Annotated in this window: 2 protein-coding genes; both read left to right on the forward strand. The window is 69.8% G+C overall.

Translation table 11 applies throughout. From position 1 onward, the window contains the following. Nucleotides 1-8 precede the first annotated feature (8 nt). Nucleotides 9-3,059 (forward strand): non-ribosomal peptide synthetase, encoded by a 3,051-nt coding sequence (locus IX761_RS20290; RefSeq protein WP_194791291.1) that lies wholly within the window; start codon nucleotides 9-11, stop codon nucleotides 3,057-3,059. After that, complete coding sequence (locus IX761_RS20295; RefSeq protein ID WP_194791292.1) at nucleotides 3,056-14,791, forward strand: amino acid adenylation domain-containing protein; 11,736 nt, start codon at nucleotides 3,056-3,058, stop codon at nucleotides 14,789-14,791. Before IX761_RS20290 ends, IX761_RS20295 begins: the two co-directional genes overlap by 4 nt. The last annotated feature ends 22 nt before the right edge of the window (nucleotides 14,792-14,813 follow it).

Consider the following 14,813-nt stretch of genomic DNA (forward strand, 5'->3'; position numbering starts at 1 on the left):
CTTCATACATGACCACTCAACACCAACCCGGCCATGGCGAAGCGCCAAGCGGTGAACTGTTCCAGACCTCGGCCCAGCAGGCACTGAGCCTGCAGCAGGCCGGCCATGCCTGGGTGCACCTGGCGCTGGCGCGCCTGCCCGAGGCCGCCGAGCTGAGCGTGCACCTGGCCACCCTGGGCGCGCGCCACGAAGTACTGCGCACCCTGTACCGCCGCCTGCCGGGCATGACCTGGCCGCTGCAGGAGGTGCTGGAGCAGCTGCCGCTGGCCCTGCATGCGCAGGCCGACCGCGACCTCGACCAGGCCCTGGCCTGGGCCCGCGAACACGTCGCGGGCGCCAGCCAGTTCAGCCTGGCCGTGAGCGCCGTGGCCGGCGCGCAACCGAGCCTGCTGCTGCTGGGCAGCGCCGCCAGCCTGGACCGCGCCACACTGGTGGCGCTGGCCGATGAGCTGGCCACGCTGTGTGCCGGCGGCACCCTGGCCGACAACGAGGAAGAGTTGCAGTACGTCGATTTTGCCGCCTGGCAACAGGAGCTGCGCGACGACGAACTGGGCCGCCAGGGCGCGGCGTTCTGGCAGGAGCGCTTGCGCGGCTACCAGGTCGCGCACCGCCTGGCCTTCGAAACCGCCGGCGCGGCGAGCACCGCGCGTCATCAGGCCAGCCGTGCCGGCGACAGCCTGTTGGCGGCCGTGGCAGGCGAGGGCGGTGAAGCCCGGGTACTGGCGCTGTGGGCAGCCTTCCTGGCCCGCATCAGCCAGCAGGACCGCCTGCTGATCGGCGTTGCGGTCGATGGCCGCAACGAAGAGCTGGCCTCGGCCTGGGGCCGCTACAGCCGCGCGCTGCCGGTGGCCTTCGACAACCGCCGCAGCGCCAGCCTGGATGAGCTGGCCGGCGAAGTGGCGGCCAGTATCGAGCAATCGCGCTCGTGGCTGGACTGCCTGAACGAATTCGAGCTGGGCCTGTGCAGCTATGGCTTCGCCCATCAGCCGTCCACCGCCCTGGCACTCGACGCCGAAGGCCCGGCCGAGCGCCTGCGCCTGGTGCTGGGCACGGGCAAGGCCTGCCTGGATGGCGATGCCGAGGCGTTCAGCGTCGCGGCATTGGAGGCACTGCTGGGCCAGTTCCTGCACTTCGCCGAGCAGGCCCTGGCGGCGCCCGCGCAGGACCTGGGCCACGCCGGGCTGCTGGATGCCGCCGGCCGTGAGCAGGTGCTGCATGGCTTCAACCCGCAGGCCGCATCGCTGCGCCAGGCCCGCACCCTGCAATCGCTGTTCGCCGAGCAGGCCGCGCGCAACCCCCAGGCCATCGCCCTGAGCGTTGGCGGCGAGCGCCTGAGCTACGCCGAGCTGGACCGCCAGTCCAACCAGGTGGCCAACACCCTGCGCGCCCAGGGCGCCGGCCCCGACCAGGTGGTGGCGGTGTACGGCCAGCGCAGCCGCGAGCTGGTGGTGGCCCTGCTGGGCATCCTCAAGGCCGGCGCCGCCTACCTGCCGCTGGACCCCAACTACCCGGCCGAGCGCCTGGCCTTCATGCTCGCCGACGCCGGTGCCCGCCAGGTGCTGGCCGGGCTGCCGCTGCCCGAGGGCTGGGCGCAGGATGCGCAGTTGCAGGTGACCGAGCTGGCCGCCGGCGCGCCGGTCTGGTCGGCCAGCGAACAGGCCCCGGCCGAGCTCGGCAGCGCCGACAACCTGGCCTATGTGATCTACACCTCCGGCTCCACCGGCAAGCCCAAGGGGGTGATGGTCAGCCACGCCAACGCCGTGGCCTCGACCCTGGCCCGTGGCCAGTTCTACCGCGAGCCGCTGGGCAACTTCCTGATGCTTTCGTCGTTCTCCTTCGACAGCTCCGTGGCCGGTGTCTTCTGGGCCCTGAGCCAGGGCGCCACGCTGACCCTGCCCGACGAGCACAGCCACAAGGACCCGCAGGCCCTGGCCGCGCTGATCGCCCGCGAAGGCGTGACCCACTACCTGACCCTGCCGTCGTTCCACGGGCAGATCCTCGAACAGCTCGACGCCCCGGCCCTGCGCTGCGTGATCGTTGCCGGCGAAGCCTGCGCCAGCGAGGTGCTGCAACGCCACGGCGAGCGCCTGCCGGGCGTGGCGCTGGTCAACGAGTACGGCCCCAGCGAAGCCACCGTGTGGTCCACCGCCACCTACCTGGACCTGGCCGACCGTCACGGCATCGCCATCGGCAAGCCGGTGCCGGGCCTGCGTGTGCACGTGCTGGACGCCGACCTGGAGCCGGTCGCGCCGGGCCAGGAAGGCGAGCTGCACGTGGCCGGCGACGGCCTGTGCCGTGGCTACCTGCAACGCCCGTCGCTGACCGCCGAACGCTTCCTCCCCGACCCGTTCGCCAGCGCCCCGGGCCAGCGCCTGTACCGCAGCGGCGACCTGGCGCGCTACCGCGTGGACGGCAACCTCGACTACCTCGGGCGCCTGGACCACCAGGTGAAGATCCGCGGTTTCCGCATCGAGCTGGGCGAAATCGAGAACGCCCTGCGTGGCGGCCGGGGGGTCGACGATGCCCTGGTGATCGCCCGCGACACACCGGCGGGTAAACAATTGCTGGGCTTCGTCGTTTCTACACAGGAAGGTCACGAGCAACTGGGTCTGGACCTGCACAGCCACCTGTCCCAGGTGCTGCCCGAGCACATGCTGCCGGCGCGCATCCGGGTTCTGGAACGCTTCCCGCAGACCCCCAATGGCAAGCTCGACCGCAATGCTTTGCTCGCCCTGGACAGCCGCCGCAGCCAGTACATCGCGCCGCGCACGGAGCTGGAGCAGACCCTCGCCGCGATCTGGGCCGATGCCCTGCAAGTGGAGAAGGTCGGTGTGCTGGACAGCTTCTTCGAGCTGGGCGGCCACTCGCTGCTGGCAACCGGTATCCGCACGCGGATCCAGGAAGCCCTGGGCCTGAGCATCCCGCTGCGGGTGTTCTTCGAGGGCGAGACCCTCGAGCGCCTGGCGCAGGAGATCGAAGCATTGCGCGAGCAAGCCGGTAATCAGCAAAACACAGTGGACTCCCTGGAGGCGCTGTTCGACGAGGTTGAAGCTCTATGAATGCGGTACCGGACAGAATGCTGGCGCTGGCGCAACGTTTTGCAGGCATGTCGGGCGAAGCCCGCCAGGCCCTGCAAGGCAAGATGCGCGAGCAGGGCCTGACCCTGGAAGCACTGCCGATCCCGCCGCGCGCGGCGGGTGTCGATGTGCTGCCGGCGTCCTACGCCCAGCAACGGCTGTGGTTCATCTGGCAACTCGAACCCCAGGCGCACGCCTACAACCTGACCGGTGCCTTCCGCCTGCGCGGCCAACTGGACCGCGCGGCCCTGGAGCAAACCCTCGGCGCGCTGCTGGCGCGCCATGAAGTACTGCGCACCACCTTCCGCCTGGAAGGTGGCAGCGTGCAGCAAGTGATCCATTCGCGCATGGCCTGCCCGCTGGAGCAGGTCGATGCCGACCCATCGCGCCTGGAGGCCGCCCTTGCCGAGGCGGCCCAGGCACCCTTCGACCTCGAGCATGGCCCGCTGCTGCGGGCGCGCCTGATTCGCCTGGCCGAGCAGGACCATGTGCTGGTGCTGACCCTGCACCACATCGTCACCGACGGTGCGTCGCTGCCGATCCTGATCGAGGAGTTCACCCGCCATTACGCCGCCTTCGCCAGCGGCCAGCAGCCTGACGTCCAGGCGCTGCCGATCCAGTACGCCGACTTCGCCCAGTGGCAACGGCTGTGGCTGGAAGCCGGCGAGGGCGAGCGCCAGTTGCACTACTGGCGCGAACAGCTGGGCGACCAGCACCCGGTATTGAGCCTGCCGCTGGACCGCAAGCGCCCGGCGGTGTCCAGCCAGCAGGGCGACAGCGTCAGCCTGCAAGTGCCCGCCGAGGTGCTCGAAGGCTTGCGCCAACTGGCCCGGGAGCAGGGCTGCACGCTGTTCGTGGTGCTGATGGCCGCGCTGCATGCGCTGCTGCACCGCTACAGCGGCGAAAGCGATATCCGCGTCGGCGTGCCGGTGGCCAACCGCACCCGCAAGGACGTGCAGGACCTGCTGGGCTTCTTCATCAACACCCAGGTGTTGCGCAGCCAGCCTGTGCCGGAGCAATCCTTCGCCAGCCTGCTCGACGCCCTCAAGCGCGCGGCAGTGGATGCCCAGAGCCACCAGGACGTGCCCTTCGACCAGCTGGTCGATGCCCTGCAACCGGAGCGCAGCCTCAACCACAGCCCGCTGTTCCAGGTGATGCTCAACCACCAGCAGGCCGCCGCCGAGGGCAATGCCCGCTGGGCACTGCAAGGGCTGGAGGTCGAGGTGCTGGGCGTGGACGAACGCAGCACCAAGTTCGACCTGATGCTCGACACCGTCGAAGCTGCCGACAGCCTGAGCGCGGCCTTCACCTACGCCACCGAGCTGTTCGACGCCAGCACCATCGAGCGCCTGGCCGGCCACTGGCTGAGCCTGCTGCGCGCCATCGTGCGTGACCCGCGCCAGGCCCTGGGCGACCTGCCGATGCTCGATAGCGCCGAACAGGCCGCCGCCCTGGCCGAGTGGAACCCGGCGCCGGCGCTGTATGAAAGCGACGACTGCCTGCACCAGCGCATCGAGCGCCAGGCCGCCCTGCGCCCGCAGGCCACCGCCGTGGTGTGCGATGGCCAGCGCCTGAGCTATGGCGAACTCAACCGCCGCGCCAACCGCCTGGCCTGGCACCTGCGCGCCCAGGGCGTGGGCCCGGACGTGATGGTCGGCATCGCCATGCCGCGCTCGCTGGACATGCTGGTGGGCCTGCTGGCCATCCTCAAGGCCGGCGGCGCCTACGTGCCGCTGGACCCGGAATACCCCGAGGAGCGCCTGGCCTACCTGCTCGAAGACAGCGGCACGCGCCTGCTGCTCAGCCAGGCCGAACTGGCCGCGCGCCTGCCATTGCCCGAAGGCATCAGCACGGTGCTGCTCGACGGCGAGCCGGCCTGGCTGGCCGAATGCCCCGAGCATGACCTGCCCAACCTGACCGGCCCGGACAACCTGGCCTACGCCATCTACACCTCCGGCTCCACCGGCAAGCCCAAGGGCACCTTGCTGCCGCACCGCAACGTGCTGCGCCTGTTCGATGCCACCCAGGGCTGGTTCGCCTTCGACGAGCGCGACGTGTGGACGCTGTTCCACTCCTATGCCTTCGACTTCTCGGTGTGGGAGATCTTCGGTGCGCTGCTGTACGGCGGCACCCTGGTGGTGGTGCCGTTCGCCACCAGCCGTTCGCCCCAGGACTTCCATCGCCTGCTGCGCGAGGAAGGGGTGACGGTGCTCAACCAGACCCCGTCGGCGTTCCGCCCGCTGATCGAGGTGGCCTGCGCCGCCCGCGACCAGGGCCCGCTGGCCCTGCGCACGGTGATCTTCGGTGGCGAGGCGCTGGACGTGGCCGACCTGCGCCCATGGTTCGACGCCTTCGGCGACCGCCAGCCGCAGCTGGTGAACATGTACGGCATCACCGAGACCACGGTGCACGTGAGCTACCGCCCGCTGAGCCGGGCCGACCTCGATGCGAGCAACAGCAGCCCGCTGGGCGCGCCGATCGGCGACCTGAGCTGGTACGTGCTGGACAGCCGCCTGAACCCGGTGGCCAAGGGCTGCGTCGGTGAGCTGTATGTCGGTGGCGCGGGCTCGGCCCGTGGCTACCACCAGCGCCCCGACCTGACCGCCACGCGCTTCATCGCCGACCCGTTCAGCCCGCAACCCGGCGCGCGCCTGTACCGCACCGGCGACCTGGCGCGCTACAGCGCCGACGGCAGCCTGGAATACATCGGCCGGATCGACCACCAGGTGAAGATCCGTGGTTTCCGCATCGAGCTGGGCGAGATCCAGCGCTGCCTGCAAAACCACCCGCAGGTGGCCCAGGCCCTGGTGCTGGTGGACGAAAGCGGCCCGAGCAAGCAATTGGTGGGCTACCTGGTGGCCAAGGCTGGCGTCGAGGCCGGTGGCAGCACCTTCCGCCAGGGCCTGCGCGACTACCTGCGCAGCGAACTGCCCGACTACATGGTGCCGGCGCACCTGATGGCACTCGATGCCTGGCCCTTGACCAGCAACGGCAAGCTCGACCGCAAGGCGCTGCCGAAACCCGACGCCAGCCTGTCCCGTGGTGCCTGGGTGGCACCGCAGGATGCCTTGCAGGCCGAGCTGGTGGCGCTGTGGGAAGAAGTGCTCAAGCGCCAGCCGATCAGCATCGACGACAACTTCTTCGAACTGGGCGGCGACTCGATCATCTCCATCCAGCTGGTCAGCCGCGCGCGCCAGGCGGGCATCCGCTTCAGCGCCAAGGACCTGTTCCAGCACCAGACCGTGCAGAGCCTGGCGCGGGTCGCCCAGCGCAGCGAAGTGCTCGCCCAGGACCTGGGCCCGGTGGTTGGCGAGGCGCCGCTGACGCCGATCCAGCACTGGTTCTTCGAACAACCGGTGGCGCACCGCGCGCACTGGAACCAGTCGGTGCTGCTCGACCTGCGCAGCCCGATCGACCCGCTGCACCTGCGCGGCGCGCTGGCCAGCGTGCTGCGCCAGCACGACGCGCTGCGCCTGCGCTTCACCGAACAGGCTGGCCAATGGCAGCAGCACCACGCCGCCGAGGGTGCCGAGCAAGCCGTGCTGCACCTGGCGACTGCCAGCGATGAAACCGAACTGCTGGCGCTGTGCAACCAGGCCCAGGCCAGCCTCGACCTGAGTGCAGGCCCGCTGCTGCGCGCCTTGCTGGTGGACCTGGCCGACGGCGGCCAGCGCCTGCTGCTGGTGGTGCACCACCTGGTGGTCGATGGCGTGTCCTGGCGCGTGCTGCTCGAAGACCTGCAACAGGCCGCCCGGCAACTGGCCGCCGGCCAGCAACCGAACCTGCCGGCTAAGACCTGCGCCTACCAGCACTGGGCCCAGCGCCTGCAACAGTACGCCACCAGCCCCGCGCTGCTGGCCGAGGCCGGCTACTGGCAGGCCCAGTACGAGGGTGTCGAGCCAGGTCTGCCTGGCCAGGCGGAGCAGGGCGCCACTGCCGGCGAAGTCCGCGCCGTGGAAACCCGCCTGGACGCCGAGGCCACCCGCCAGCTGCTGCAACAGGCCCCGGCGGCCTACCGCACCCAGGTCAACGACCTGCTGCTGACCGCCCTGGCCCAGGTGATCTGCGCCTGGACCGGCCAGGCCTCGACCCTGGTACAGCTGGAAGGCCATGGCCGTGAAGAACTGTTCGACGAGATCGACCTGAGCCGCACAGTGGGTTGGTTCACTTCGATCTTCCCGGTCAAGCTCACCCCCGCCAGCGACGCCGCCGGCAGCATCAAGGGCATCAAGGAGCAGCTGCGCGCGGTGCCGAACAAGGGCATCGGCTTCGCCATCCTGCGCTACCTGGCCGATGCCGGCCTCAACGGGCTGCCGGCCCCGGCGATCACCTTCAACTACATGGGCCAGTTCGACGCCAGCTTCGACGCCCAGGCGGCCTGGCAGCCGGCCCGCGAGAGCGGCGGCGACGAGCAGGCGCCGGGCGGCAGCGTGCTCGATGGCCTGAGCATCAACGGCCAGGTGTATGACGGCGAGCTGTGCCTGAGCTGGTCGTTCGCTGCGCAGCACTTCACCGAGGCGCAAGTGCAGGCCTTGGCCGATGCCTACGGCCAGGCCCTGCGTGCGCTGGTCGCCCACTGTCTGGCCAGCGAAGGCGGGCTGACCCCGGCGGATGTGCCGCTGGCGCAACTGCAACAGCCGCAACTGGATGCCCTGGGCCTGCTGGCGCGGGATATCGAAGACCTCTACCCGCTGTCGCCGATGCAGCAGGGCATGCTGTTCCACAGCCTCTACGACGACGAGCCCGGGGCCTATGTGCACCAGCTGCGCCTGGACGTCGAGGGGCTGGATGTGGAGGCCCTGCGTGGCGCCTGGCAAGGTGCACTGGACGCCCACGACACCCTGCGTGCGCGCTTCCTCTGGGGCGACGAACTGCGCCAGCCGTTGCAGGCCATCCAGCGCCAGGTGCGCCTGCCGCTGGACTGCGTCGACCTGCGTGGGCAACCGCGCGCGGCGCTGGACGCCTTCGCCGAGGCCGACCGCCAGCGCGGTTTCGACCTGGCCCAGGCACCGCTGCTGCGGGTCAGCGTGCTGGACAGCGGCGAAGGCCGTCAGCACCTGATCGTCACCCACCACCACATCCTGCTCGACGGCTGGAGCACCTCGCAGCTGCTGGGCGAGGTGATGCAGCGCTACGCCGGCATCGTTCCGGCCGTGGGCGCCAGCCGCTACCACGACTACATGGCCTGGCTGGCGCGCCAGGACGCCCAGACCGCCCAGGCCTTCTGGAACGGCCAGCTGGCCGAGCTGCAAGAGCCGACCCTGCTGGCCGGCTGCACCCTGGGTGACGCGGCGCAGGCGGGCTTCGGCGAGTACTTCCAGGTGCTCGACCAGGCCGCCAGCGACCGCCTGGCGGCGTTCGCCCGCCAGCACAAGGTGACCCTCAACAGCCTGGTGCAGGCCGCCTGGCTGCTGCTGTTGCAGCGCTACAGCGGGCAAGCCTGCGTGGCCTTCGGCGCCACCGTGGCCGGGCGCCCGGTGGAGCTGCCGGGTATCCAGCAGCAGCTGGGGTTGTTCATCAACACCTTGCCGGTGATCGCCAGCCCGCAGCCGGCGCAGTCGGTGGCCCAGTGGGTGCAGGCGGTGCAGGCGTTGAACCTGGACCTGCGCGAATACGAGCACACGCCATTGGCCGAGGTGCAGCGCCTGGCCGGGCTGGGCAACCTGTTCGACACCTTGCTGGTGTTCGAGAACTACCCGCTGGCCGAAGCCCTGCAACAGGGGCCGGACACTGGCCTGCGCATCCTCGATGTCGAGGGCCGCGAGCAGACCCACTTCCCGCTGACCGTGTCGGCCGACTTCGGCGCGCGCCTGTCGCTGCGCTACAACTATGCGCGCAGTGCCTTCGCCGACGCGTTCATCGAGCGCCTGCACCAGCACCTGGGCAACCTGCTGCTGGGCATGGTCGAGGACGCCGAGCGCGCCTTGGGCCGCCTCGACCTGCTGGCCGCCCCTGAGCGCGACCGGCAACTGCTGGCCTGGAACGACACTTCGGTGGCATTCGCGCCGATGCAACCGGTGCAGCGCCTGTTCGAGTGGCAGGCCGAGCGTGCGCCGCATGCCCCGGCGCTGGTGTTCGGCGAACAGCAACTGGACTACGCCGAGCTCAACCGCCGCGCCAACCGCCTGGCCCACCTGCTGCGCGCCGAAGGCGTGGGGTCGGAGGTGCTGGTGGGTATCGCCGCCGAGCGTTCGCTGGAGCTGGTGATCGGCTTGCTGGCGATTCTCAAGGCTGGCGGCGCCTACGTGCCGATGGACCCGGACTACCCGGCCGACCGCCTGCACTACATGCTCGAAGACAGCGGCGTGAAGCTGCTGCTGACCCAGGCCGGGCTGCGCGAACGCCTGCCGCTGGCGGACGGGGTGCAGGTGCTGTGTCTCGACCAGCTCGACCTGACGGTTGGCCCGGACCACAACCTGGGCTTGAACTGCGACGGCGCCGCGCTGGCCTACATGATCTACACCTCCGGCTCCACCGGACGCCCGAAAGGCGCCGGCAACCGCCACGACGCGCTGTACAACCGCCTGGCCTGGATGCAGGAAGCCTACCCGCTGGGCGCGGGCGACACGGTGTTGCAGAAGACCCCGTTCAGCTTCGACGTGTCGGTGTGGGAGTTCTTCTGGCCGCTGATGACCGGCGCCCGCCTGGCCATCGCCGAGCCGGGGGCGCACCGCGACCCGGCGCAGCTGGTGGCGCTGATCAACCGCCATCAGGTGCACACGCTGCACTTCGTGCCGTCGATGCTGCAGGCCTTCGTCCGCGACGAGGGCGTGGCCAGCTGCCACAGCCTGCGCCAGGTCATCTGCAGCGGCGAGGCGTTGCCGGCCGAGTTGCAGCGCCAGGTGCTGCGCACCCTGCCCAAGGCCGGCCTGTACAACCTGTACGGCCCCACCGAGGCGGCCATCGACGTGACCCACTGGACCTGCCGCGACGACGGCGGGCACAGCGTGCCGATCGGCCAGCCGATCGCCAACCTGCACACCTTCATCCTCGACAACAGCCTGCAATTGCAGGCCGCCGGTTGCGTCGGCGAGTTGTACCTGGGGGGCGTGGGCCTGGCGCGTGGCTATCACCAGCGCCCGGGCCTGACCGCCGAACGCTTCGTCGCCTCGCCGTTCAATGCCGGCGAGCGCCTGTACCGCACCGGTGACCTGGCGCGCTACCGGGCCGACGGGGTGATCGAGTACGTCGGCCGTATCGACCACCAGGTGAAGATCCGCGGCCTGCGTATCGAACTGGGCGAGATCGAGGCGGCGCTGGTCGAGCAGCCAGGGGTCGCCGAAGCGGTGGTGCTGGCGCTGGACATCGGCAAGAGCAAACAGCTGGTCGCCTACCTGGTGGCCGACGGCGGTGCCATTGACCAGGGCGTGCTTAAAGCCGCGCTGGGCGAGCGCCTGCCGGAGCATATGCAACCGGCGCAGTTGATCGAGCTGGACAGCATGCCGGTGACCGCCAACGGCAAGCTCGACCGCCGCCGCCTGCCGGCGCCGCAGGCACGCACCTCACTGGGCCGCGCCCCGCGCAGCGTGGAAGAGGCCAGCCTGCTGGCGATCTGGCAGGCGCTGTTCGAGCGTGACGATATCGGTATCGAGGATGACTTCTTCGAGCTCGGTGGCGACTCCATCGTGTCGATCCAGGCCGTGGGCCTGGCGCGCAAGGCGGGGCTTGCGATCAGCCCGAAAGACCTGTTCAGCCACCCGACCATCGCCGCCCTGGCGCAGGTTGCCACCGGCGTGGCGCCGGTCACTGCGGCCGTACCGGAATTGGCCTCGGTGGTGCTGTCCGAGGCGCAGCTGGCCACACTTGGCCTGACGGCCGGGCAAGTGGCGGACGCCTACCCGCTGTCGCCGATGCAGCAGGGCATGCTGTTCCACTCGCTGCAGGACGGCGACGACGGGCTGTACGTCAACCAGATCGAAGTGGGCGTGGTCGGTGTCGATCCGCAGCGCATGCTCGCGGCCTGGGCGGCCGTAGCCGAGCAGCACGCGATCCTGCGTACCGCGTTCCTCTGGGAAGGCGAGAAAGAGCCGCTGCAAGTGGTGCTGCGCGAGGCGCCGGCGCTGCTCGAGGTGCTCGACTGGCGTGACCGCCCGGATGCCCGCGATGCCGTGCGCGCCCTGGCCGACGCCGAGCGCGAGCGTGGTTTCGCCCTGGGCCGCGCGCCGCTGCTGCGGGTGCTGCTGGTGCGCACCGAGGAACAGCGTTACCGGTTGATCTGGACCTACCACCACATCCTCATGGACGGCTGGAGCGTGTCGCGCCTGATCGGCGATGTGCTGCGCCACTACACCGGCGAACAACTGCCGGCCGTGGCCGAGTACCGCCACTACATCGGCTGGCTGCAACAGCAGGACCCGGCTACCAGCGAGGCATTCTGGAAAACCGCATTAGCCGAACTGGAGGGGCCGACCCACCTGGCCCGCGCCTTGCCGGTCAAGCAACCGCAGAGTGGCTACCACGCACTGTACAGCCACCTGGACGCCGCGCAGACCGGGCGCCTGCAACAGTTCGCGCAAAGCCAGCGGGTCACCCTCAACACCCTGGTGCAGGCTGCCTGGCTGCTGCTGTTGCAGCGTTACAGCGGGCAGCCCACGGTGACCTTCGGTGCCACGGTGTCCGGCCGCCCGGAAAGCCTGGACGGCTCCGAGCAGATGCTCGGGCTGTTCATCAACACCCTGCCGGTGGTCAACACGGTGCCCACCGAACAGCCGGTCGGCGACTGGCTGCGTGAGGTGCAGGCCTACAACCTGCGTATCCGCGACCACCAGCACACCCCGCTCAGCGATATCCAGCGCTGGGCCGGGCAGGGTGGCCAGGCGCTGTTCGACAGCATCATCGTGTTCGAGAACCAGCCGGTGGACCGCACCCTGCGCGAGTGGGACGGCGAGTCGCTGCGCTTCGAGGACGTGTCGGACTTCGGCCTGACCAGCTTCGCCATGGACCTGATGGTCAGCGTCGACGACGGCGGCCTGCGCATCGAGTACATGCACCAGCGCGAGCAGTTCGACCTGGCCACGGTCGAGCAACTGCGCGCGCATATGGAGAGCCTGCTGAGCCGCCTGTGCGACGACGCCGCGCAGCCGGTCGGCCGCCTCGGCCTGGTCGAGGGCACGCCGCGTCAGTTGCAGGCGCCGTTCACGCCCGTGGTGAATACGCCGGTGCACGAACTGATCGCCCGCCGCGCCAAGGAACAACCGGAGCACCCGGCCCTGGTGCTGGGCGACGAGGCGCTCGACTACGCCACACTGGACCGCCGCGCCACCGCGCTGGCCGTGCGCCTGCGCGAGATGGGCGTGGGCCCGGAAACCGTGGTCGGGGTGTTCATGGAGCGGTCGCTGGAACTGGTGGTGTCGCTGCTGGCGGTGCTCAAGAGCGGCGGCGCCTACGTGCCGCTGGACCCGGAATACCCGGCCGAGCGCCTGCGCTACATGATGGGCGACGCCGGCATGGCGGTGCTGCTGACCCAGCAGCGCTTGCTGGGCCGGGTGGACACCGCGCTGAATTGCCTGGCGGTGGACACCCTGGACCTCGACGCGCCGGTGGCCGACACGACCCTGCCGGCCGCCCGTGACCTGGGCCTGGCCTACCTGATCTACACCTCCGGTTCCACCGGCAAGCCCAAGAGCGTGGCGGTGGCCCATGGCGCCATCAGCATGCACGTGCAGGCCATCGCCCGGCTGTACGAGATGGACAGCAGCAGCCGCGAGCTGCACTTCATGTCGTTCGCCTTCGACGGTGCCCACGAGCGTTGGATCACCACCCTGATCAGCGGCGGCACCCTGGTGATCCGTGACAACAGCCTGTGGACCGCTGAGCAGACCCTGCAGGTGCTCAAGGCCCAGCGCATCAGCATCGCCTGTTTCCCGCCGGCCTACCTGCTGGAGCTGGCCGAACAGGCCGAGGCGCTGGGCGAGGCGCCGCCGGTGCGCATCTACTGCTTCGGCGGCGATGCGGTACCGGACGCCAGCTTCGAGCGGGTCAAGCGCAGCCTCGCGCCGCAGTACCTGGTCAACGGCTACGGCCCGACCGAGACGGTGGTCACGCCATTGCTGTGGACGACCCCGGTGAGCGGGCACTGCGAGGCGATGTATGCGCCGATCGGCCTGGCCGTGGGGGCGCGCACGCTGTATGTGCTGGATGGCGACCTCAACCCGCTGCCGCCGGGCTTCGTCGGTGAGCTGTACATCGGTGGCGAGGGCGTTGCCCGTGGCTACCATGGGCATGCGCAGCAGACCGCCGAGCGCTTCGTCGCCGACCCGTTCGGCGCGCCGGGGGCGCGGCTGTACCGCACCGGCGACCTGGTGCGCATGCGTGCCGATGGCGTGGTCGACTATGTGGGCCGGGTCGATCACCAGGTCAAGGTGCGGGGCTTCCGTATCGAGCTGGGCGAGATCGAAGCGCGCCTACGTGAGCAGGCAGGGATCAAGGATGCCCTGGTGGTGGTGCGCGACACCCCGCAAGGCCGTCAGTTGATCGGTTATGTGGTGGCGGCGGCCGAGGAGGGGTTGGCCCAGCGCCTGCTGGCGGCCCTGCGCGAGCGCCTGCCGGACTACATGGTGCCGGCCCAGGTGGTGGTGTTGGCACAGTTCCCGCTGACCCCCAACGGCAAGCTCGACCGCAAGGCATTGCCCGACCCGGACTTCGCCAGCCGCCGCCACGTGGCGCCGCGCACGCCGTTGCAGGCAAGCCTGGCGCAGATCTGGCAGCAGGTGCTGGGGGTCGAGCAGGTGGGCATCACCGACAACTTCTTCGAGCTGGGCGGCGATTCGCTGCGCACCCTCAAGGTGATCTCCAAGGTGCGGGCGATACCAGCGCTGGGCTTCGAGCTGAAGCTGCGCGACATGATGGCCAACCCGACCATCGAAGGGCTGACCGCAGGCCAGGCCCAGGCGCCGGAGCCGCTGTTGCTGCTCAACCAGCAGGTGGCCGACAGCGCACCGCTGTTCTGCCTGCACGCAGGCTTTGGCACGGTGTTCGACTACGAGCCGCTGGCACGCCGCCTGGAAGGGCTGCGCACGGTGTATGGCGTGCAGTGCCGGATGCTGCTGGACCGACAGTGGCAGGACAGCTCGCTGGAACAGATGGCGGTCGACTATGCCGCGGCCATCCGCGCCAAGCAGCCGGAAGGGCCGTATCACCTGGTCGGCTGGTCGCTTGGTGGCGCCCTGGCGTTGCTGGTCAGCCGTGAGCTGGAGGGCCAGGGGCAGGCGGTGCGTTGGTTGGGCCTGGTGGACAGCTATGTGCCGTTGGATGTGGAGCCGGTTGCCGACGAGGCGCGTGAGGACTTGCAGGAATTCCTTTGTGCCACCCTGGGAATGGACCCGGCGGCGGTGCAGCCGGTGCTTGCAGGGTGCCAGGTGGTCGAGCCGGCGCAGGTGGCTGGGTTGATCGACGGGGTGATCCAGGCGCTGCCGGAGCAGGCTGATGGCTTGGCGCTGCTGGGTGCCGACGAGCTGGCGCACACCTTTATCGTCAGCCAGCGGCTCAAGCAGTTGTCGCGGGAGTTGCCGGTGTTGCCGGTGCCAAAGGCGGCGCTGCGCTGCTGGTGGGCCAGCGGTAATGTGACGGGGGAGCGGGCGGCGTTGTTGGCGCAGCAGCCGCGGGTTGTCGCCAGTGAAGTGGTGCAGGCCAGTCACTATGACATCCTGCACCGGGTTGAATGCCTGGATGGGTTGATTGCCACTTTGCAGGGGGAAATGGTGGGGCAGGTGTAGGGTCAGGCGATGGTCTTGCAGC

Source organism: Pseudomonas sp. UFMG81 (assembly GCF_015354575.1).
GTDB lineage: Bacteria > Pseudomonadota > Gammaproteobacteria > Pseudomonadales > Pseudomonadaceae > Aquipseudomonas.

Coding starts and splice junctions, on each gene's coding strand:
- IX761_RS20290 (WP_194791291.1), top strand. CDS start 9: ATGACCACTCAACACCAACCCGGCCATGGCGAAGCGCCAAGCGGTGAA.
- IX761_RS20295 (WP_194791292.1), top strand. CDS start 3,056: ATGAATGCGGTACCGGACAGAATGCTGGCGCTGGCGCAACGTTTTGCA.